We start from the raw sequence: 22,167 nt of genomic DNA, 5'->3' as shown, positions 1-22,167 counted from the left end.
TCTCGGTAGACTTAGTCGCAGTTCCGTCTTTTAGATCTGGTATTTTTTGCTTTCAACCCAGCCGGCTTCATAACCAAGGATCTGCACAGATGAGCTTCATCCACTTTATTGGCGGCGAGAAGGGCGGCGTCGGCAAATCGCTGGTCGCCCGCGTTTTGGCCCAGTACTTAATCGACGAGAATATTCAGTTCGTCGGCTTCGACACCGATAAATCACATGGCGCCTTGTTGCGCTTCTATGCCGATTTTGCGGCTCCAGCAGTGCTCGATCAGCACGACAGCCTGGATCCCATTATCGAACAGGCACTCGAAGATCCGCAGCGGCGTGTGCTGGTCGATCTTGCCGCGCAAACGCAGCAGTCTCTCGGACAATGGCTGGACGACGCGGACGTCATCGGTCTTGCCGAAGAGCACGGTCTGACGCTGACCTGGTGGCACGTCATGGACGCAGGACGCGATTCGGTCGATCTGCTGCGGCAGTGGCTCGACCAGTTTGGTGGACGAATCAAGCTGGTGATCGTATTGAACGAACTTCGCGGTGACCGCTTCGAGATCCTGGAGGCATCCGGTGAACTCGCGCGTGCCGAAGCGCTCGGCGCGAGCGTGATCACGCTGCGCCGGCTTCCCGACGCGACGATGCAGAAGATCGATCGGCAAAGCGCAAGCTTCTGGGCAGCCGTCAATCATCCCGACCGCGCCGCCGCCGGCCTGGGTATGCTCGAGCGGCAACGCGTCAAGGTGTGGCTACATCGCGCTTATGGTGAATTGGCCAAGCTCGCCTTATAGCTGCGTATCGGTCGGCCTCACGCCGCGGTCAGGATGTCCGGTAACTGAACCACCCGCGGCTCGACCAGCTCGGAGCTGATGAAAGCCCAAAGCTGTTCGGCCGCTTTGCCCCGCTCCTTGACCGGGCGGTACAGGCGTATCTCCAGCTCAGTCGCCCAAGTGTCCGAGCCTGCGCGAACCAGATTTCCTTCGCTTAACTCTTTGGTGATACAGCTCTCCGGAAGCCAGCCGATTCCGTGGCCGGCTACCACCATGCCTTTTAACGCTTCCGACATGTGAGTCTCAAAGCAGCGGAACAGCGAGTACGGTTGCGTCGCGTTCATCAACAGCATTTCGACAACGTTGCCAAGGAATGCACCGGATGAATAGGCGAGCAGGGGCAGCGGCCTGCTGGTCTTGCCAGGGAGTTCGAAGAGAGGCTTGCCGTCGCTGCCTGCTGCCGAGACCGGCACGATGCGCTCGACACCCAATGTAAGGAATGGAAAGTGATTGGGATCGAGAGCGATCGGCAATTGCGGGTGGTGATAGCCGATTAGCAGATCGCAGTCGCCTGCCACGAGGTGTTGCACACCCTCGGGTACGTTGACGGCCTGAACGCGGGCCATGATGTGGCCGAACTCGCTGGTCAGGCGCTTGAGCCAGTCGGGAAAAAGCGTAAAGACAAGTGTGTGGGCAACCGCGAAATGAACCACATGGTCATTTTCCGCGAACTGCTCATACCCGCCCACCAGGTTGCGCGCCGCATGCATGCTGCGCAGGATGTCCGCCGCGAGACTGCGAAACATCCGGCCGGCGGGCGTGAGGGTGATCGGATTGACGCTGCGATCGACGAGCTTCGTGCCCATCCACGTTTCGAGCGCCACGATCCGTCTACTGAAAGCTGACTGGGTGAGATGCCGGCTGCGCGCCGACCGGGAGAAACTCTTCGTATCCGAGAGGCTAAGAAAGTCTTCCAACCACTTTGCTTCCATATTGATCACTTGTGTTGGGTAAATCGACAACCGCGTCTGTGCGACGCGGCAACGCTAGCCTACCGTTACTCATTGCAAGAATACCGATGTTTTTTTTCGATAGGTGTTAGTCGAAATATGCATGAGCGTTGCCCCCATAAATTGGGCTACATACCTTTTGTCTGTCTGCCAGCAGTGACCCGATACAAACCGCCCTTGGTCCGGCGCTAAAAAACGAACGACCGTTCAAAAATTTACGTTGTTGATTTGCAGCTTAATCGATGCGCTATCGCGCAACCATCCTTCCGTATATGTCCCCGGGATTGCGAAGTCAAGTGCCCGCATTAAAAGGATCGAACTGATTATGTCCACACTGCACAACCCAAATTCCCCGGCATCCCCAGGCGACGTAGACAAGAAAAGCTGGCTGGAGTCGCACGAAGCGGGGTATCACAAAACGTTGGGTAATCGTCAGGTTCAGATGATTGCCATTGGCGGGGCGATCGGCACGGGCCTCTTTCTCGGCGCGGGCGCGCGCCTGCAAATAGCGGGTCCTTCGCTTGCCGTTGTCTATCTGGTTTGTGGCGTCTTCTCGTTTCTCATTCTTCGCGCGCTGGGCGAGCTGGTGATGCATCGGCCGAGCAGCGGCAGCTTCGTGTCGTACGCCCGGGAGTTCCTCGGAGAAAAAGCCTCGTATGTCGCCGGCTGGATGTACTTCCTGAACTGGGCGATGACCGGCATCGTCGACATCACTGCCGTCGCGCTGTACATGCATTACTGGGCGGCGTTCTCGTCCGTGCCGCAATGGATCTTCGCACTGGTTGCGCTATGCATCGTCGCGGCAATGAACCTGATCGGCGTGAAATGGTTTGCCGAAATGGAGTTCTGGTTCGCGCTCATCAAGGTTGCCGCGATCTCGCTGTTCCTGGTGATCGGCTCGATCATTCTGGGTACCGGGACGCACGTCGGTGGCCACAGCACGGGCGTGCATCTGATCAGCGAGAACGGTGGGCTGTTTCCGCATGGGTTGCTGCCTGCGCTGGTGCTCGTGCAGGGCGTGGTGTTCGCGTTCGCCGGCGTCGAGCTGGTCGGCACGGCGGCGGGCGAATGCAAGGATGCGCGCAAGGTGCTGCCGCGCGCCATCAATAGCGTGATCTGGCGCATCGCCGTGTTCTATGTGGGCGCTGTTGTATTGCTGGTTTGTCTGTTGCCTTGGAGTGCCTACAAGGCGGGGCAGAGCCCGTTCGTCACGTTCTTCGCCGCACTCGGTGTGCCGGGTGTCGGCTCGGTCATGAATGTCGTCGTGCTCTCGGCGGCGCTGTCGAGCCTGAACTCGGGGCTGTATTCGACCGGGCGGGTGTTGCGTGCGTTGTCGATGGGCGGCTCCGCGCCGCATTTTCTGTCACGCATGAGCTCGCAGTCCGTTCCGTACGCCGGCATTCTGGTCACGGTCGCGATCTACATCGTGGGTGTCGTGCTGAATTATTTCGTGCCGTCGAGTGTATTTGAAATCGTGCTTAACGTGGCGTCGCTTGGTATTCTCAGCACGTGGGGATTCATCGTGGTTTGCCAGATGAAGTTCCGTCAGGCGGTGGCCCGTGGTGAGGCTGAGCCGGTGACGTTCAGAATGCCCGGCGCGCCCGTGACGTCCTGGCTGACGCTGGCGTTTCTGGTGGGGGTGCTGGTACTGATGGCTTTCGATTATCCGAACGGCACGTGGACCGTTGCTTCGATTCCGGTCGTGGCCCTGATCCTGGTCGCCGGCTGGTACGGGGTACGCCGCCGCGCGCATGCGATGATGAAGCCGACGATCCCGTCGGTCACCCTGACTCAGAGCGTGCTCGAGGACAACGCGGGCTAATGCTGGCTGGTGCGGGCTAACCCGGCGCGCAGCTCCTCCCTATTGCATCGACAACAACAGTAACGACAGCAACAACCGCAATAACGACGGAGAACCGAAGTGAAGCCATTCGATGAGATGCTGACGTCCGCTGACGGGGTCCGCGCGCCTTATGAACTGCTCAAGCAATGGCTCGATACGCAGCAACCCGCGAGTCTCGCGCAGAAAGCGGATGAGGCGGAAAGCGTGTTCCGCAAAACGGGCATTACGTTTGCCGTGTACGGCGAAGAAGCGGCCGCCGAGCGTCTGATTCCGTTCGACATCATCCCGCGCATCATTTCCGGTTCGGAATGGACGCGCCTTTCGCAAGGCATCGAACAGCGCGTGATCGCCCTCAACGCCTTTCTCGACGATATCTATCATCGTCAGGAGATCGTGCGCGCCGGGCGTATCCCGAAGGAACTGATTGCCCAGAACGAGGCCTTCCTGCCGGAGATGATCGGCTTCCGGCCGCCGGGCAATGTCTACACGCACATCATCGGCGTGGACATTGTGCGCACGGCCGAAAACCAGTTCTACGTGCTGGAAGACAATGCGCGTACGCCCTCCGGCGTCTCCTACATGCTGGAGAACCGCGAGACGATGATGCAGCTTTTCCCCGAGCTGTTTCAGCAGGTCAAGGTGCGGCCGGTCGAAGCCTATCCCCAACTGCTGCGCGAGTCGCTTGCCGCGGTGTGTCCGCCCGGCGGCAATCAGGACAATCCGACCATCGCGGTGCTGACGCCAGGCATCCACAACTCCGCGTACTACGAGCATGCGTTCCTCGCCGATCAGATGGGGGTTCATCTGGTCGAGGGCAGCGATCTGCAGGTGGTGGACGGCCGCGTGGCAATGCGCACAACCGAAGGGTTCCGCGCCATCGACGTGCTGTATCGCCGGCTCGATGACGCCTATCTCGATCCGCTGACTTTCCGGCCCGATTCCGTGCTTGGCGTCGCCGGCATCATGGACGTCTACCGCGCGGGCAACATCACGATCGCCAACGCTCCGGGCACCGGCATCGCCGACGACAAGGCGATCTATTCCTATATGCCGGAAATCGTCGAGTTCTACACAGGGCGCAAGTCGATCCTGGAGAACGTGCCGACCTGGCGCTGTTCCGAGCCGGGCAGTCTGAAATACGTGCTGGAGCATCTCGAGGAACTGGTGGTGAAGGAAGTCCACGGGTCGGGCGGTTACGGCATGCTGGTCGGGCCCGCCGCGTCGAAGAAGGAACGCGAAGATTTCGCTGCCAAGCTCAAAACCCGTCCGAACAACTACATCGCGCAACCAACATTGGCGCTGTCGACCACACCGATCCTGACCGAAAAAGGTCTCGCGCCGCGCCACGTGGATCTGCGGCCCTTTGTGCTGGTGTCGGACCGCATTCGCATCACGCCGGGCGGTCTGACGCGCGTCGCCTTGAAAGAAGGTTCGCTGGTAGTCAATTCGAGCCAGGGCGGCGGCACCAAGGACACCTGGGTGCTTGCCGACTGAGGGCCGGTGGCGAGCCTCGCAGAACGCCAGCCTGATACAGAGCTGGCACACGGAAAAGAACAGACACTGGAATTGGACAGCACATGCTTCTCGGACGCACAGCAAGCGGACTCTACTGGATGCACCGCTATATCGAACGCGCGGAAAACATCGCACGGATAGTCGACGCCGGGCTGCGTATGGCGCTGACCCGAACGTCCGATGCGCAGGCAACCTGGTCGTCCGTGGTGGTGACCTCCGGCACGGAAGAGGGTTTCCGGGAGAAACACGACGCCTATACCGCCGGCACCGTTTCCGACTATCTGCTGCGCGACGGCCACAATCCGTCGAGCGTCCTGTCGTGCATCGAAGCGGCGCGCTCGAACGCCCGCATGGTGCGCACGGCGCTCACCCGCGAGGCGTGGGAGAGCGTGAACGAGGCGTGGATGGTGGTCAGGCGGGTGCTCGCAACGCCGGTGGCGGCGAGTGAACTGCCGGTCGTGCTCGATCAGATCAAGCGCCAGACCGCGCTGATTCGCGGCACCTTCCACGGCACGATGCTCAGAAACGAGATTTTCGATTTCGCCCGCATCGGCACGTTCATCGAACGCGCTGACAACACCGCGCGCATTCTCGACGTCAAATACCACCTGTTGCTGCCCGCGGTGTCCTATGTGGGCACGACGCTCGACAACTACCAGTGGGAATCGATCCTGCGCTCGGTCGACGCGCATCGATCCTACCGCTGGGTCTACGACGTTCAGTACAAGCCGACCAATATCGCCGACTATCTGATCCTCAACGGCCGCATGCCGCGCTCGCTGAACTTCTGCTACCTGAACATCGTCGAGAACCTCGCGTATCTGGCGCACGACTATGGCTTCACCCATGCCTGCCACAAGACCGCCGACATTACGCTCGCCACGCTTCGGGACAATACGGTCAAGCAGATCTTTGCGCAGGGCCTGCACGAGTTTCTCGAGGGTTTCATCGGGCAGAACAACCGGCTTGGTTTTGAAATCGCCGAAACCTACAACTTCGATTGAGACCGGCCATGCGTATCGCTATTCGCCACACCTCGCACTATCAGTACGATCAGCCGGTCCCTTACGCATTGCAACGTCTGAGGCTGCGTCCGCAGTCTTGCCCCGGGCAGACGGTGATCGACTGGCAGGTCACGGTCGACGGCGTCGAGCCGAACGTCTCTTACGTGGACGGTCTGGGTAACCGTGTCGATTTCGTGCGGCACGAGCGCAACAAGCGCGAGATCGTCATCGTGGCGGCGGGAACGGTCGACACGGAGGACCGGGCCGGGATCTTCGGCGCGGTCGATGGCGTTGCCCCGTCCTGGGTCTTCGAGCGGGAGACGCCGCTGACCCTGGCCGGCGAACGCGTCAAAGCGCTTGCCGCCGACCTGCGCTCCGAAGACGCGCAGCTTCAGTCGCTGCATGCGTTGATGGGTACGATCCACGACCGGATCGCTTATCAGCCCGGCACGACCGAAGTGAGCACGGATGCAGAGACGGCTTTGCTCAACCGCCAGGGAGTCTGTCAGGACCACGCGCACGTCTTTATAGCCGTAGCGCGAGCGCTTCATGTGCCGGCCCGCTACGTCTCGGGCTATCTGCTGATGGACGGTGTCGCGACGCAGACGGCGAGCCACGCATGGGCGGAGGCGTATCTCGACGGACTCGGTTGGGTCGGCTTCGACGCGGCCAACAACACGTGTCCGGACGAGCGCTATGTGCGCATCGCCACCGGCCTCGACTATCGCGACGCGATGCCCGTATCCGGTATTCGCACCGGCCAGGGTGCTGAGACGCTGACTGTCGAGATCAGCGTTTTGCCGGCCCAGGGTCAAAGCCAGAGTCAAAGTCAAAGCTGACGGACCGATGTAACACCTCATTAGCGGTCGCACTGATGAGGGATGCGTAGATGTTCTTAACCACGCTTGCAGGGAGGCAGTATGTCAAATTTCGGTAGCGCAGTGAGCGACATCAATGGCTCGTCGGAAGACCTCGCACACGCTTCCAGCGTGGACGCGGAGCCGGTGTCCGGCAAGGTGCGCGCGCGTCTTAAGCGCGCGAAACAGAAAGCGGCCGATGCGCAGGTCATCGTCATCGAGAAAGGGCGCAAGTCTGCCCGGGCTGCCAACGACTATGCGCATGACCGTCCATGGACGACGGCCGGCGTGGCCTTGGGCGTCGGTGTGCTAATCGGTTTGTTGATCGGCCGAAAATAGTCCGCCGGGTCACCGGCACATTGCGATACGGCTGGGCCTCGATGCAACTGGAAGGAGCCGGATTCGGCACCTCCGGTTGCAGGGCTCAGTGCGTCCCGAGATTCGCGACGCCAGGCTCCTGAGTGAGGCAAGCGTGCGCGCTGCGCTCCCGGAGAGATTGCTGGTCCGGCACATCCATCCGTCGAATAGAAATAGAAGCGTCCTACATGTCCATCCACGTCGCGCTCCATCACGTCACCCATTACAGCTATGACAAGCTGATCAACCTCGGTCCGCAAATCGTCCGCTTGCGTCCCGCACCACATTGCCGAACGCCGATCCTGTCTTATTCCCTGAAGGTCGAACCCGCCGGGCACTTCGTCAACTGGCAGCAGGATCCGTTCGCCAATTACATGGCGCGCCTGGTATTCCCTGAGAAAACCCGCGGGTTCAAGGTCACGGTCGATCTGGTGGCCGAGATGTCGGTCTATAACCCGTTCGATTTTTTCCTTGAAGAAAGTGCCCAGACGTTTCCGTTCCAGTACGACAGTTCGGTGCGCCAGGAACTGGCGCCGTACCTGGCATGCGATCCGGCCGCAGCGGCTGCACCGGTGTTTCGCTCCTATGTGGAGGGCATCGACCGTTCGATCGAGGGCACGATAGATTTCCTCGTGGCGCTCAACCAGAAGCTTCAGCAGGACATCGGCTATCTCGTGCGGATGGAGCCTGGCGTGCAGACGCCGGTGCAGACGCTCGAGCTGGGTTCCGGCTCATGCCGCGATAGCGGCTGGCTGCTGGTGCAGATTTGCCGGCATCTAGGGCTCGCCGCGCGCTTCGCATCGGGCTACCTGATCCAGCTCAAGCCCGACGTCAAAGCGCTCGACGGCCCGGGCGGCACCGAAGTGGATTTCACCGACCTGCACGCCTGGTGCGAGGTCTACCTGCCTGGCGCGGGCTGGATCGGCTTCGACCCGACGTCCGGATTGCTGGCCGGCGAAGGGCACATTCCGCTCGCTTGCACGCCGCAGCCGATGAGCGCGGCGCCGGTGGAAGGGCTGGTCGACGAATGCGAGGTTGAGTTTTCGCATGCGATGAACGTGACGCGCATTTATGAATCGCCGCGTGTGACCCAGCCCTACTCGGAAGAGCAATGGCAGGACGTGCTGGCGCTCGGGCAAGTGGTGGACGCGGATCTGCTGGCGGGCGACGTGCGTCTGACGCAGGGCGGCGAGCCGACCTTTGTCTCTATCGACGAGCGCGATGGCGCCGAGTGGAACACCGAGGCACTGGGGCCGACCAAGCGTGGCTACGCGACCGAACTCGTGCAGCGTCTGCGCGCGGAATACGGACAAGGCGGCTTTCTGCACTTCGGCCAGGGCAAGTGGTACCCGGGCGAACAGTTGCCGCGCTGGGCGCTGTCGATTTTCTGGCGCGAGGACGGTCAGCCGGCCTGGCGCAACCCGGCGCTGTTCGCCGACGAGCGTGAACCCTCGTCCTATACGGCAGCCGATGCGCAGCGTTTCATCGCGGCGCTGACCGCACGTCTCGGCCTCGATGGCGAATGCATCGAGCCGGGTTACGAGGATGTCTGGTACTACCTGTGGCGCGAACGCCGCCTGCCGGTCAACGTCGACCCGTTCGATTCGCGCCTTGACGATGAACTCGAGCGCGCCCGCTTGCGCAAGGTGTTCGACCAGAAACTCGACAGCGTGGTCGGCTACCTGCTTCCGCTCAAGCCTTCGGAGAAGGGTCCGGGTCTCGGCGGCTCGCGCTGGCAGACCGGGCCATGGTTCTTCCGCGACGAACGCATGTACCTATATCCGGGCGATTCGCCGATGGGCTATCGCTTGCCGCTAGACTCGCTGCCCTGGGTCAGTGAGAGCGACTATCCGTACACGGTCGAACAAGATCCGTTCGCACCGCGCGCGGCGCTGCCGGGCACCGAGGCGCTGCGCGCACGCTATGCCGGCGTGGGTGGCGTGGGTGGCGTGGGTGGCGTGGGTGGCGTGGGCGGCGTGGGCGGCGCGCCGGCATGGGCAGCGGGAAGAGATGAACGCATGGGTACGCGCACGCTGATGCAGCCGCTGCGCGGCGGCGTGGGTCCCGGTGCAGGTCTTGATGCCGATGGACCGGGACGCGGCGACGAAGACAAGCGCTATCCGCAACTTCACGAGTCGGCGGGGTGGATCACACGCACGGCGCTGTGTGTCGAAGCGCGCAAAGGCATCCTGTATGTCTTCATGCCGCCGCTCGCCGCGCTCGAAGACTATCTCGATCTGCTGGGTGCAGTCGAACTGACCGCTGAGGAGCTGGGCGTCAAGCTGGTACTGGAAGGCTATCCACCGCCGCGCGACCCGCGGCTGAAGATGCTGCAGGTCACGCCGGACCCTGGCGTCATCGAAGTCAACATCCATCCGGCCCATGACTTCAACGAACTGGTGCAGCGTACCGAGTTCCTCTATGACGCGGCCTACCAGTCGCGGCTGTGCAGCGAGAAGTTCATGGTCGACGGCCGTCACACCGGCACGGGCGGCGGCAATCACTTCGTACTGGGCGGCGCCACGCCGGCGGATAGCCCGTTCCTGCGCCGCCCCGATCTGCTCGCCAGCCTGATTGCGTATTGGCATAACCATCCGTCGCTGTCCTATCTGTTTTCGGGGCTGTTCGTCGGTCCGACCAGCCAGGCGCCGCGCGTGGACGAGGCGCGCAACGATCAGGTTTACGAACTGGAGCTCGCGTTCAAGGAGATCGAACGCAACAAGCTGCTGTTTGGGGCGGCCATGCCGCCCTGGCTGGTCGACCGGGTGCTGCGCAATATCCTGATCGACGTGACGGGCAACACGCACCGCAGCGAGTTCTGTATCGACAAGCTGTACTCGCCTGATTCCGCGACCGGGCGCCTCGGCCTGCTCGAGTTGCGCGCGTTCGAGATGCCGCCGCACGCGCGCATGAGCATCGTGCAGCAACTGCTGCTGCGCGCCCTGATCGCGCGCTTCTGGCAGCAGCCCTACAAGGTGCGCCTGACGCGTTGGGGGACGGAGCTGCATGACCGCTTCCTGTTGCCCGCCTTTCTGAAAATGGACTTCGACGACGTGATCGCCGAGGTCAACGATGCCGGCTACCCGTTCAACCCGGCGTGGTTCGCGCCGCACTTCGAGTTCCGCTTTCCCTTGTATGGGCAGGTGGCGGCGCGAGGCATCCATCTCAGCCTGCGCGGTGCGCTGGAACCGTGGCATGTGATGGGTGAGGAGGGCGCACCCGGCGGCACGGCGCGCTATGTCGATTCGTCGCTCGAACGGCTGGAAGTGCAGGTGAGCGGGCTTAACGACAATCGTTATGTCGTTACCGTCAACGGGCAGGCGCTGCCCTTGCAGCCGACCGGCACGGTCGGTGAATACGTGGCGGGTGTGCGCTACAAGGCATGGGCGCCGCCGTCCGCTTTGCATCCGACTATCGACGTGCATGCGCCCTTGACCTTCGACATTGTCGACACATGGATGCAGCGCTCGCTGGCCGGTTGCCAGTATCACGTCGCGCACGCGGGAGGCCGCAACTACGACACGCTGCCGGTCAACGCCTATGAGGCCGAGAGCCGGCGCCTGGCGCGCTTCTTCGACATGGGACACACGCCAGGCAGGATGGAAGTGGAGCCGGCCATGCCGAGCCGGGAGTTCCCGTTCACGCTGGACCTTCGACATGCGAGCCAGACGAAGCGCTGAGGGCGTTGTATCCCGCGAGGGCCGATGTCTCCAATAACAACACGAGATCGTGGAAGTGCTTTCTACCCAACCAGATGGCCTGACGTCCGACGGTAACTCAAGAGCGGCGCAGGGTCAGGCCGGCTCAGGTGAGGGCGTCGCCGAGCCGGCTCGCGTCGCCGAAGCCGGTCCCTACGATGAACTGCGTGGCAGCGCCGACGCGACGCAGTTCATGCCGCTGACGGAGCAGTGGCGTGAATTCTTCACGCAGCTGGGCGGCGAGGGCCTCGCCGGCCTCGACAAGCGCATCGAGGCGCTGCGCCGCCGCGTGCATGACAACGGCATCACCTACAACGTCCATGCCGATGTCAGCAAGGGGGCGACGCGCCCGTGGTCGCTCGATCTGTTTCCACTGCTCATCACGCCGCAGGACTGGGCTGCCATCGAGCGCGGCGTGCTACAGCGTACGCGGCTGCTCAATGCCATGCTCGATGACCTTTACGGACCGCAAACCATCCTGCGTGACGCGTTGTTGCCACCCGCGCTGGTGACGGGGCATCCCGGTTATTTGCGGCCTATGCACGGTGTGCGTCCCGCCGGAGGCACGTGGCTGCATATCGTTGCGTTCGATCTTGCGCGCGCGCCGAATGGCGATTGGCGCCTGGTGTCGCAGCGTACCCAGGGGCCGTCGGGCCTCGGCTATTTGCTGGAAAATCGTCTGATCGTTTCCGGTCTGTTTCCGCAGCCGTTTCACAGTCTTCGCGTGCAGCGCCTCGCCGCCAGCTATCGGGCGTTGCTGCAGAGCATGCAGGACATGAGCGCGGCGGGACGAAACTCGCGCATCGTGCTGCTGACGCCGGGACCGCTCAACGAAACCTACTTCGAGCATGCGTACCTTGCCCGCTACCTCGGGCTGACCTTGGTGGAAGGCAGCGATCTGTCCGCGCGCGACAATCGTTTGTACCTGAAGACGCTGCAGGGGCTGGAGCCCGTGCATGGCGTGCTGGGGCGCCTCGATGACGACTATCTCGACCCGCTCGAACTGCGCTCGGATTCCGCGTTGGGTGTGCCGGGGCTGTTGCAGGCGGTGCGTGCCGGCAATCTGCTGCTCGCCAATGCGCCTGGCTCCAGCTTTCTGGAATCGCCCGGCATTCTGGGCTTCCTGCCGCGGCTTGCTGAACGTCTGCTCGGCGAGCCGCTGCTCCTTTCGGCGGTGCCGACGTGGTGGTGCGGCGAGCGGCTCGCCTACGACGAAGCCATGCCGCAGTTGTCGCAGTGCGTGATCAAGCCGACGTATCCAGCCGGTGCTCAATGCGGCGGCCGGTTCGAGCCGGTTATCGGCAGCAGCTTGTCGGAGTCGATGCTCAACGAGTGGCGCGCGCTCATCGCCGCGCAACCGGACAACTACACGGTGCAGAGCTATCTGCCGTTCTCGCAGGCGCCGACCTGGCAGAGCCGTGACCCGGCGGGCAGCGCGGCGCACGAGCGCATCGTGCCGCGCTCGGCCATGCTGCGCGTCTTCGCGATTTCGGACGGGCCAGGCGCCTGGCGTGTGCTGCCGGGTGGGCTGACGCGTATCGCGAGCCGCGAGCAGTTGTCCAATGTGTCGATGCAGCGAGGCGGCAGCAGCGTCGACACGTGGGTCATGACCGAGGGCGCTGTCGATGCGACGACGATGCTGCGCGAACATCTCGGTCCCGACGACCTGATCGCGCGATCGCGTACCGTTTCCAGCCGTGCCGCCGAAAACCTGTTCTGGCTCGGGCGCTACACCGAGCGCGCGGTGAACAGTGTCCGTCTCGCGCGCGCGGCGCTCGAACGCCTCAGTGCGGAGGCCGACAAAGACAGTGCGGCACAGCTGCAACTGCTTGATGTGCTGTGCCGCGAAAACCGCATGATCCCTGCCAAGACCTTGCCTGCCCAGCAGGCGCCGCGCGAATTCGAGCGTGCGCTGCGCGCGGCGCTGGTGAGCAGCGATGAAGGGCTCACCAGCGTCGCATTCAGCCTGCGGGGCATGCGCTCCACCGCGACGGCGATCCGCGAGCGCCTGTCCGTCGAACACTGGCAACTGATCGAGGAGGCGTCCCAGCGCTTCACTCAGACGTGGCAAACCTGCGGCGGCAAGCGCGAATCGTCCTGTCATGACGTGCTGCGCGCGTTGGCGCGTCTGAACATTCACCTGGGCGCCGTCACCGGCGCACAGACCGATCACATGACACGCGACGATGGTTGGCGCCTGCTGTCGATCGGGCGCCAGATCGACCGCCTGGAGTTTCTCGGCACCGTCCTCACCGCGGCGTTCAGAAACGGTGCGGTCCACGAGCAGGATGGTTTCGAACTGGTGCTCGAACTGTTCGACAGCGCGATCACATTTCGCTCGCAATTCCAGCGCCGCTTCGACGTCGCGCCGCTGATCGATCTGCTCGTGCTGGACACCGACAACCCGCGCTCGCTGGCGTGGGTGGCGCAGACACTACGCGGACGCCTATCCAAAGTGGAGCGCTGCGAGCGTCATGAGTTGTCGGACCTGGCTCGAATCATCCCGGACGTCGCGAGCTGGCCGTTGCGCGAATTGTGCGATCCGGGCGAAGACGGTCTTTACGGGCCGCTGCTGGATCGCCTGAACGCCTGTTGCGAGGCGGTCTGGAAGCTGTCTGACCGCATCGGCGAGCGCTATTTCAGCCATGTGCGCGAAGCCGAGACGACACTGTGGGGCTAAAGAGAAATTGATTATGAACCTGCCCGAACAGTCCGCGAGCCACGATCAGCGCGCCGACGGCGCGCGTTTGCTGCGCGTGACGCACGATACGCATTACCAATACTCGGCACGGGTTGAATACGCGCAGCATCAGTCATGGCTGCATCCGCGGGAGACGCCTCGCCAGCAGGTGCTGGATTTTTCACTCGACGTCAAACCCTCGCCGGATCTGATCAGCACCGAGCTCGACACTTTCGGCAATCGGCGTTACTTCTTCGCGCTCAACCAGCCGCACGACGAACTGCTCGTACGCAGCAGCAGCCTGGTTCGCGTGATGCCGCCGCGACTGGCGGCAGCCGCATCCGGCGAGCGGCCGCCGGTGATCGCCGATCCATCGAGCTGCAACGCCAGTGCCTGGGAAACCATCCGCGCAAGCCTTAGCTATCGCGCAGGGCAAGCGTACGACCCCGCCTGCGAATTTACTTTTGCTTCAATCTATGCCGCCCGTCATGCTGAACTGGCTCGCTACGCGGCGCCCAGTTTCACACCCGGCCGGGCGCTCGTGCAGGCGGCGTGGGAGTTGATGCAGCGGATTCACGAAGACTTCGACTACGCGTCGAATAGCACCGAGGTGACGACGACCGCGCTCGACGCACTGGCGATGCGACGTGGAGTCTGTCAGGACTTCGCGCATGTGCTGATCGGCGCCCTGCGTTCGCTCGGTCTGGCGGCACGCTATGTCAGCGGCTACCTGCTCACCCAGCCGCCCCCCGGAAAGCCGCGGCTGATTGGCGCCGATGCCTCGCATGCCTGGGCCGAAGTCTACGATCCGGCGTGGCCCGAGGACGGTGGCTGGCTGCAACTGGATCCGACCAACAACCGCGCGCCCGGTGACGATTACGTGGTGCTCGCCACCGGTCGTGACTATGCGGATGTGGCGCCGCTGCGCGGTGTCATCCGCGGTGGCGGCAGCGAGCATGCGCTCACGGTGGGCGTGACGGTCGAGCCGCTCACTGACAGGGCGGCGACCGAACCGTCTTAAGCCCGCGTCGTCGCCAGGGCCGCGTTCAGCGTCTTGCTCGGACGCATGACATCGGCCAGCATTTCGGCGTCAGGCCGGTAATAGCCGCCGATATCTGCCGGCCGGCCTTGCACGGCTGACAATTCGGCCACGATGGTCTGCTCGTTGTCAGTCAGCTGCTTGGCCAGCGGGGCAAACTGTGCGGCAAGCGCGGCGTTGTCGGTTTGCGCCGCCAACGCCTGGGCCCAGTACATGGCGAGATAAAACTGGCTGCCGCGGTTGTCCAACTGACCGGTCTTGGGCGACGGGTTTTTGTTGTTGTCCAGCAGCTTGCCCGTGGCGGCATCCAGTGTTTTGGCCAGGATTCTTGCCTTGTCGTTATCGGTCTTGATGCCCAACTCTTCCAGTGACACGGCGAGCGCCAGGAATTCACCCAGCGAATCCCAGCGCAGATGGTTTTCTTCCACCAGTTGCTTGACATGCTTGGGCGCCGAGCCGCCGGCACCGGTTTCGTACATACCGCCGCCGGCCATCAGGGGAACGATGGAGAGCATTTTGGCGCTGGTGCCCAGTTCCATGATGGGGAACAGATCGGTGAGGTAGTCGCGCAGGATGTTGCCCGTGACCGAGATGGTGTCCAGCCCGCGGATGACGCGCTCCAGCGTGTAGCGCATGGCGCGCACCTGCGACATGATCTGAATGTCCAGGCCCGAGGTGTCGTGGTCCTTGAGGTAGGCCTCGACCTTCTTGATCACCTCGGCTTCGTGCGGGCGGTACGGGTCCAGCCAGAAGATGGCCGGCATGCCGGAGTTGCGGGCGCGCGTGACGGCCAGCTTGACCCAGTCGCGGATCGGCGCGTCCTTCACCTGGCACATGCGCCAGATGTCGCCTTCTTCAACGTTCTGCGTGAGCAGCACTTCGCCGGTGGCGAGGTCGACGATACGGGCTTCGCCTGCTTCCGGGACTTCAAAGGTCTTGTCGTGCGAGCCGTATTCCTCGGCCTGCTGGGCCATCAACCCGACATTGGGGACAGTGCCCATCGTGACGGGGTCGAAGTTGCCGTTGGTTTTGCAGAAGTTGATGATCTCCTGGTAGATGCGGGCGAACGTGCTCTCCGGGATCACCGCCTTGGTGTCCTTCGGACGACCGTCGGCGCCCCACATCTTGCCGCCGATGCGGATCATGGCCGGCATCGAGGCGTCCACGATCACGTCGTTGGGCGCATGCAGGTTGGAGATACCCTTGGCCGAGTCCACCATCGCCAGTTCGGGACGATGCTCGTGGCAGGCGTGCATATCGCGGATGATTTCTTCGCGCTTCGAGCTGGGCAGGCTTTCCAGCTTGTCGTACAAATTGACGAGGCCGTTGTTGACGTTCACACCCAGTTCGTCGAACAGCTTGCCGTGCTTCTCGAAGGCTTCCTTGTAGAAAATCTTCACCGCGTGGCCGAAGACGATGGGGTGCGAAACCTTCATCATCGTGGCCTTGACGTGCAGCGACAGCATGACGCCGGTTTTGCGGGCGTCTTCCATCTGCTCTTCGTAGAAGTCGCACAGCGCCTTCTTGCTCATGAACATGCTGTCGATGATCTCGCCGTCCAGCAGCGACACTTTAGGCTTGAGCACAATGGCTTTACCGCTTTGTGTCAGCAATTCCATCTTCACGTCGCGGGCGTGGTCCACCGTCAAGGACTTTTCGCCATGGTAGAAGTCGCCGTGCTTCATGTGAGCCACGTGGGTGCGCGAAGCCATGCTCCACTCGCCCATGCTGTGCGGATTCTTGCGGGCATAGTTTTTTACGGCGGCGGGTGCGCGGCGATCCGAGTTGCCCTCGCGCAGTACGGGATTGACGGCGCTGCCGAGGCACCTGGAATAGCGTTGGCGGATGGCTTTCTCAACGTCGGTTTTCGGCTCCTCAGGGAAATCCGGCACCGCGTAGCCTTTGGCCTGCAGCTCCTTGATCGCGCCGACCAACTGATGGACCGAGGCGCTGATGTTGGGCAGCTTGATGATATTGGTGTCGGGCAGGAGGGTGAGGCGGCCGAGTTCGGACAGGCTGTCGGGCACCCGTTGCGCCTCGGTCAGAAATTCGGGGAATTCGCCCAGGATGCGGCCCGCCAGGGAGATGTCGCTGGTGGTGACGTCGATACCGGCCGCCGCGGTGAATGTACGGACGACGGGCAGGAAGGCGCTGGTGGCTAGCAGCGGGGCCTCATCGGTCAGGGTGTAGATGATTGTCGGTTGCTGGGTGCTCATCGCTTGCCTCAAGATCGGGAAACCTGTTTTGGATGTCACCGGCCGCGTCACAAACCGGCATTCGTGTTCGAATTCTGCCTGATTTCGGTTTCGCCATCATGTAATTTCCGACAAACGCGGCTGACCTATGCATGGACTGGCGCGCGTCATGAAAAATTAGCATGACGGTCGCGCTGGATTTTTGTTTCCTCCATATAGGTGCAAGGGTGTCTTCAACCCCAATCCCGCGCGAGGAACATGTCTATGGCCGCTGAAATCTCGTTTAGAACCGAACATGATCTGCTTGGCGATCGTGACGTTCCCGCTCACGTCTACTATGGGGTTCACACGCTACGCGCGCTGGAAAATTTCCCGATTACCGGTTCGCCGATCTCGGTATACCCGGAGTTGATCAAGGCGCTGGCTTGCATCAAACAGGCCGCCGCACAGGCGAATCATGAGCTGGGCCTGCTCGACGCGACGCGTTGCGACGCCATCGTCGGAGCCTGCGCGGAATTGCTGGAAGGCAAGCTGCATGATCAGTTTGTGGTCGACGTCATTCAGGGCGGCGCGGGGACATCGACCAATATGAATGCGAACGAGGTGATCGCCAACCGAGCGCTCGAACTGTTGGGGAAGAAGAAAGGCGAATACCAGTATCTGCACCCGAATGAGCAGGTCAACATTGGCCAGAGCACCAACGATGTGTACCCCTCGGCCCTGAAAGTCGCGACATGGTTCGGCATTCTGGGTCTCATCGACGCGATGGCCGTTTTGCGGCGCGCTTTCGAAGCAAAGTCGGTGGAGTTCAAGGACGTTCTGAAAATGGGACGTACGCAATTGCAGGACGCGGTGCCGATGACGCTCGGCCAGGAGTTCAGCACCTACGCCGTGATGCTCGGAGAGGATGAAGAGCGGCTTCGGGAGGCGGCGCTGCTGATCTGTGAAATCAACATGGGCGCGACGGCGATCGGAACGGGCATTACCGCACATCCCGATTACGCACCGCTGATCCTGAAGCATCTCAAGGAAATTACCGGCATTCCGCTTGTCACGGCACCCAACCTCATAGAAGCGACGCAGGACTGTGGCGCTTTCGTTCAGTTGTCCGGCGTGCTCAAGCGCGTGGCAGTCAAGCTTTCAAAGACCTGCAACGACTTGCGCCTGCTCTCCAGCGGTCCCCGTGCGGGTCTTGGAGAAATCAACCTTCCGCCCATGCAGGCTGGCTCGAGCATCATGCCGGGGAAGGTCAACCCGGTCATTCCCGAAGTCGTCAACCAGATAGCGTTCGAGGTCATCGGCAACGACGTCACCGTGAGTTTCGCGGCCGAGGCCGGTCAGCTTCAGTTGAACGCATTCGAGCCGATCATCGCGCACAGCCTGTTCAAAAGTGTGACCCACCTGCGCAACGGCTGCCTGACGCTCGCCGAACGCTGCGTCAAAGGCATTACCGCCAACGAGGCGCACTTGCGCGCGTCGGTCGAGAACTCGATCGGCATCGTGACCGCGCTCAATCCGTACATCGGTTACGCCAACGCGACATCCGTCGCGATGGAGGCGCATGCCACGGGCGGACGCGTCTACGACATCGTGCTCGAGAGGGGGCTGTTGTCCGAGCAACAACTCGACGAGATCCTCAAGCCAGAGGTCCTCACGCAGCCCATGCCGCTTTATATGCCGCCGAAGCAGTAAAAGCGATCTGGACGTATGAAGCGCCCGGTGCCGAGCCGGGAGACGACGCGTTGCCCAGGTACCAATTGATTGATGCTCAACCCACGATCTAGCGCAGTTGCCGGAGACAGGAATTCATGAAGACGAACAAGCTTACTACGTGGATCATGGTCGCCATGGTTCTGGGGGTTGTTGTGGGTTATATCTGCAACATCAACGCACCCAATGCGAAAGCCGCCAAGGAGATCGCCGGCTATTTCTCGATCGCCACGGATGTGTTCCTGCGTCTGATAAAAATGGTCATCGCGCCGCTCGTGTTCGCGACCCTGGTGGGGGGTATCGCCAGCATGGGGGACTCGTCCGCCGTCGGGCGCATGGGCGTCAAGGCAATGGGGTGGTTCATCTCCGCCTCGGTGGTATCGCTGTTGCTCGGCATGTTGTTCGTGAACGTCCTGCAGCCGGGCTACGCGCTAAACCTGCCGCTGCCGGACATCGCTGCCACGACCAATCTGCAGACCTCCACGCTGAACGTGAAGGACTTCGTCACGCACGTTTTCCCGAGGAGCGTGTTCGAGGCGATGTCCCAGAACGAGGTGCTGCAGATTCTGGTCTTCTCGCTGTTCTTCGGTTTCGCCATCGCGTCGTTCAAGGGCCGCGCCGGCCAGCATCTGCTTGCGCCGATCGAGGACCTGGGCAAGACGATGCTGCGCGTGACCGACTTCGTGATGCGCTTTGCCCCACTCGGCGTATTCGGCGCAGTGGCCGCCGCGATCACCGTTCAGGGCATCGGCGTGCTGGCGACCTACGGCAGGTTCATCGGCGAGTTCTACGTGGCCTTGCTGGTGCTGTGGGTGGCATTGATCGCGGCGGGCTATCTATTTCTTGGCGCACGCGTATTTACGCTGCTCAAGCTGGTCAAGCAGCCAACCATCCTGGCTTTCTCGACCGCCAGCAGCGAGGCCGCCTATCCCGCGGTCATGGAGCAACTGAAGAAGTTCGGTGTGCCCGACAAGATCACCGGTTTCGTGCTGCCGCTCGGCTACTCGTTCAATCTCGACGGCTCGATGATGTACTCGGCCTTCGCGTCGCTGTTCATCGCCCAGGCCTACAACATCCAGCTCAGCCTGACGGAGCAGATCACCATGCTGCTGGTGCTGATGATCACGAGCAAAGGCATCGCCGGCGTGCCGCGGGCGTCTATCGTGGTGGTGGCTGCCGTTCTGCCGATGTTCAAGCTGCCCGAGGCCGGCGTTCTGCTGATCCTCGGCATCGACCAGTTTCTCGACATGGGCCGCACGGCCACGAACGTAATCGGCAACAGCATCGCCACCGCGGTGGTGGCCAAGTCGGAAGGCTTGCTCGGCGCCACGCGCGATGTCGACGAGGACGATATGCTCGAGCCGCCTGAGCAGAACGTTTTGGCGAACTAGGCAGGAGCGGGGTTCGCTGGCGGGTTTGGACGCGCTGGGCCGTTGCCGGTACTCTATGGACGTTGCTGCTGCTCGAGACCGGCCACCCCATGCGCGCCAACGATGCTTTGCCTACGCAAGCCGGCGTGCCCGTGTTCCAGACGACGGGCGATGCCTGCTCATTCGGTAACGACGCGCTCGCGTTGCGCTGGATCGTCAGGGACGAACGGCTGGCCGATTTCTCACTGGTGGATTTCGCGGCGGAGCGCACGCTGCCCATCGTCGCGCCATTCGCGCTATCGCTCGGTGACGGAAGTACTGTTGGTATGGCCGAGCTGAGGATCCTTGCGCCGCTGAACGAAACCGCACTCGCACCCAACCCTCACGCGTCCCGCCTGGCCGAACGAATCGCAGGCCGACGCGTGAGCGCCACCCTCGTCGACGCGCAAGGCCGTCTGAAGGTGGAGTGGAGTGTGGAGCAGCGCGAGGGCTCACGATACCTGCGCGAACAGCTGGCGATTACGGCGCTTCTTCGGGACGAAAATGTCGCCGTCGTTTCATTGCTGGAGACGCGTGCCGCTGACGCACAGGCCAGCAGCGAATTGAAGGGCACGCCTGTCATCGCGGGTAACTTCTATCTAGGTTTCGAGCTGCCGCTGGCGGAAAGTCATGTGGACGGCGACAGCGTCAGTTTGACTCTGCAACGCGCATTGCCGCTGGAAAAGAACAGGACGCTGGTGTACTCCGCCGTGGCCGGCGTGGTGCGCGAGGGTCAGTTGCGGCGCGACTTCGCCACCTATCTGGAACGGGAGCGAGCTCACCCGTGCCGCCCGTTTCTGCACTACAACAGCTGGGGCGACATCGGCTATCTCACGCCGTACACGCAGGAGCAAGCGCTGGAGCGCATCGAAACAATCGGCCGCGAGTTGTATGAAGCGCGCGACGTGCAGATCGATTCGTTTCTATTCGACGATGGCTGGGACGATCTTGGCGGCGGCTGGAATTTCAGCAAGGATTTTCCCCATGGCTTTGTTCCGCTGCGCGAGGCCGCAGCACGATGCGGCGCCGCGCCTGGGGTATGGCTGTCCCCGTGGGGTGGCTACTGTGCGCCGCAACAGGAGCGCGTGATGCGCGGCCAGGCTGCTGGCTATGAGGTCATCGATAACGGACTCGCGCTATCGGGGCCGAATTACTATCGACGCTTTCACGAAGTCGTGATGGCCTTGCTTGATGAGGACGGCGTCAACCAGTTCAAGTTCGACGGTACGGGCAACGCCGACAGAGTGTTTCCTGGCAGTCTCTTCGATAGCGATTGGGACGCGGCGATCCAGCTCATCGAGGACATCCGCGTGGCCAAACCCGAGACCTTCATCAATCTCACTACGGGGACGCATCCGTCGCCGTTCTGGTTGCGTTACGCGGACTCCATCTGGCGCGGTGGCAGGGACGACGATCTGGCGGGAACCGGCACTAACCGTGAGCGCTGGATTACGTACCGCGACGCGCAGACGTATCACAACGTCGTGGTGCGCAGTCCGCTCTTCCCGCTCAATTCGCTGATGCTGCACGGCATCCTCTTCGCGCAGTGCAATCCGCGCCTCGACACGTCGGCAGGCGATGATTTCGCCAACGAGGTGCGTTCCTACTTCGGCAGCGGCACGCAATTGCAGGAGCTGTACATTACGCCGGCGCTGCTGGGTGATTCCGACTGGGATGTGCTCGCGGACGCCGCCAGATGGGCACGCGAAAACGGCGATGTACTGCGTGACAGCCACTGGATCGGCGGGGCGCCGGATCAGCAAGCGGTTTACGGCTGGGCAGCGTGGGCGCAGCACAAGGCGATCGTGACGCTGCGCAATCCGGACAGCCGCGCGCAACGCTTTACGCTGGATTTACGGCGACAACTGGAGTTGCCGGTTGCGGCGGCGGGGCGCTTCAATTCGCGTAGCGTTTGGCGTGGAGAGGCCTCCGATATTTCAGCTTTGCTGGACGCTGATGTGCCGCAGGAAGTCCAGCTCGCGCCGTTCGAAGTGCTTACGCTGGAGCTGTTGCCGGTCGCTGAAGAGGAGTAGTAACGTGGATATGGCCGCCCTGTGGCCGCTTGCCCGGCATCGGTCCGCAGCCC

Annotated in this window: 14 protein-coding genes; 12 read left to right on the top strand and 2 right to left on the bottom strand. The window is 62.3% G+C overall.

The window, feature by feature from the left end; translation table 11 throughout:
* Positions 1–89 precede the first annotated feature (89 nt).
* Positions 90–785, top strand: a complete 696-nt coding sequence (locus tag KHO33_RS12970; RefSeq protein WP_200565718.1) for a P-loop NTPase family protein — start codon at positions 90–92, stop codon at positions 783–785.
* A 17-nt stretch (positions 786–802) separates the two neighbouring features.
* Here the strand turns inward: KHO33_RS12970 and KHO33_RS12965 are convergent, their stop codons facing one another.
* A complete protein-coding gene (locus KHO33_RS12965) occupies positions 803–1,756 on the bottom strand; it encodes a LysR substrate-binding domain-containing protein (RefSeq protein WP_200565717.1) in 954 nt (317 codons plus the stop codon).
* 343 nt (positions 1,757–2,099) lie between these two features.
* Between KHO33_RS12965 and ansP the strand changes: the two genes are divergently transcribed.
* The 8 genes from ansP to KHO33_RS12925 all read left to right on the top strand — a co-directional run bounded on the left by ansP (position 2,100) and on the right by KHO33_RS12925 (position 14,749).
* Positions 2,100–3,596, top strand: coding sequence for an L-asparagine permease (gene ansP / locus KHO33_RS12960; protein WP_200565716.1), 1,497 nt, complete (start codon positions 2,100–2,102; stop codon positions 3,594–3,596).
* A 99-nt stretch (positions 3,597–3,695) separates the two neighbouring features.
* Entirely contained in the window at positions 3,696–5,111 is a 1,416-nt protein-coding gene (locus KHO33_RS12955; RefSeq protein ID WP_200565715.1) for a circularly permuted type 2 ATP-grasp protein, read from the top strand.
* 83 nt (positions 5,112–5,194) lie between these two features.
* The gene (locus tag KHO33_RS12950; protein WP_054041222.1) at positions 5,195–6,136 is read left to right on the top strand and encodes an alpha-E domain-containing protein; all 942 of its coding nucleotides are present in this window, start codon (positions 5,195–5,197) and stop codon (positions 6,134–6,136) included.
* A gap of 8 nt (positions 6,137–6,144) precedes the next feature.
* Positions 6,145–6,975, top strand: coding sequence for a transglutaminase family protein (locus KHO33_RS12945; RefSeq protein ID WP_200565714.1), 831 nt, complete (start codon positions 6,145–6,147; stop codon positions 6,973–6,975).
* Between the two features lie 81 nt (positions 6,976–7,056).
* Complete coding sequence (locus KHO33_RS42775) at positions 7,057–7,332, top strand: DUF883 family protein (protein WP_054041226.1); 276 nt, start codon at positions 7,057–7,059, stop codon at positions 7,330–7,332.
* Between the two features lie 206 nt (positions 7,333–7,538).
* Positions 7,539–11,030, top strand: coding sequence for a transglutaminase family protein (locus KHO33_RS12935; RefSeq protein WP_200565713.1), 3,492 nt, complete (start codon positions 7,539–7,541; stop codon positions 11,028–11,030).
* A 55-nt stretch (positions 11,031–11,085) separates the two neighbouring features.
* Entirely contained in the window at positions 11,086–13,728 is a 2,643-nt protein-coding gene (locus KHO33_RS12930) for a circularly permuted type 2 ATP-grasp protein (RefSeq protein WP_236074672.1), read from the top strand.
* 13 nt (positions 13,729–13,741) lie between these two features.
* The gene (locus tag KHO33_RS12925) at positions 13,742–14,749 is read left to right on the top strand and encodes a transglutaminase family protein (RefSeq protein WP_200565712.1); all 1,008 of its coding nucleotides are present in this window, start codon (positions 13,742–13,744) and stop codon (positions 14,747–14,749) included.
* On the opposite strand, the gene KHO33_RS12920 is transcribed toward KHO33_RS12925, so the two are convergent.
* Positions 14,746–16,983 (bottom strand): NADP-dependent isocitrate dehydrogenase, encoded by a 2,238-nt coding sequence (locus KHO33_RS12920; protein WP_200565711.1) that lies wholly within the window; start codon positions 16,981–16,983, stop codon positions 14,746–14,748. The two genes, KHO33_RS12925 and KHO33_RS12920, sit on opposite strands and share 4 nt — an antisense overlap.
* 243 nt (positions 16,984–17,226) lie before the next feature.
* Here KHO33_RS12920 and aspA point away from each other — a divergent pair, with 243 nt between their 5' ends.
* The 3 genes from aspA to KHO33_RS12905 all read left to right on the top strand — a co-directional run bounded on the left by aspA (position 17,227) and on the right by KHO33_RS12905 (position 22,114).
* Entirely contained in the window at positions 17,227–18,654 is a 1,428-nt protein-coding gene (gene aspA / locus KHO33_RS12915) for an aspartate ammonia-lyase (RefSeq protein WP_200565710.1), read from the top strand.
* Positions 18,655–18,770: 116 nt separating this feature from the next.
* Positions 18,771–20,063 (top strand): dicarboxylate/amino acid:cation symporter, encoded by a 1,293-nt coding sequence (locus KHO33_RS12910; protein WP_200565709.1) that lies wholly within the window; start codon positions 18,771–18,773, stop codon positions 20,061–20,063.
* Between the two features lie 89 nt (positions 20,064–20,152).
* Positions 20,153–22,114 carry an enterotoxin gene (locus KHO33_RS12905; RefSeq protein WP_200565708.1) on the top strand — a complete coding sequence of 654 codons (1,962 nt, stop codon included), beginning with the start codon at positions 20,153–20,155 and terminating at the stop codon, positions 22,112–22,114.
* Positions 22,115–22,167 lie beyond the last annotated feature (53 nt).

Source organism: Paraburkholderia nemoris, from assembly GCF_905221015.1.
Taxonomy (GTDB): Bacteria; Pseudomonadota; Gammaproteobacteria; order Burkholderiales; family Burkholderiaceae; genus Paraburkholderia; species Paraburkholderia nemoris.
This window is presented reverse-complemented; position numbering and strand designations above follow the sequence as displayed.

Coding starts and splice junctions, on each gene's coding strand:
- KHO33_RS12925 (WP_200565712.1), top strand. CDS start 13,742: ATGAACCTGCCCGAACAGTCCGCGAGCCACGATCAGCGCGCCGACGGC.
- KHO33_RS12920 (WP_200565711.1), bottom strand. CDS start 16,983: ATGAGCACCCAGCAACCGACAATCATCTACACCCTGACCGATGAGGCC.
- KHO33_RS12905 (WP_200565708.1), top strand. CDS start 20,153: ATGCGCGCCAACGATGCTTTGCCTACGCAAGCCGGCGTGCCCGTGTTC.
- KHO33_RS12965 (WP_200565717.1), bottom strand. CDS start 1,756: ATGGAAGCAAAGTGGTTGGAAGACTTTCTTAGCCTCTCGGATACGAAG.
- aspA (WP_200565710.1), top strand. CDS start 17,227: ATGGCCGCTGAAATCTCGTTTAGAACCGAACATGATCTGCTTGGCGAT.
- KHO33_RS12945 (WP_200565714.1), top strand. CDS start 6,145: ATGCGTATCGCTATTCGCCACACCTCGCACTATCAGTACGATCAGCCG.
- KHO33_RS42775 (WP_054041226.1), top strand. CDS start 7,057: ATGTCAAATTTCGGTAGCGCAGTGAGCGACATCAATGGCTCGTCGGAA.
- KHO33_RS12935 (WP_200565713.1), top strand. CDS start 7,539: ATGTCCATCCACGTCGCGCTCCATCACGTCACCCATTACAGCTATGAC.
- KHO33_RS12950 (WP_054041222.1), top strand. CDS start 5,195: ATGCTTCTCGGACGCACAGCAAGCGGACTCTACTGGATGCACCGCTAT.
- KHO33_RS12970 (WP_200565718.1), top strand. CDS start 90: ATGAGCTTCATCCACTTTATTGGCGGCGAGAAGGGCGGCGTCGGCAAA.
- ansP (WP_200565716.1), top strand. CDS start 2,100: ATGTCCACACTGCACAACCCAAATTCCCCGGCATCCCCAGGCGACGTA.
- KHO33_RS12910 (WP_200565709.1), top strand. CDS start 18,771: ATGAAGACGAACAAGCTTACTACGTGGATCATGGTCGCCATGGTTCTG.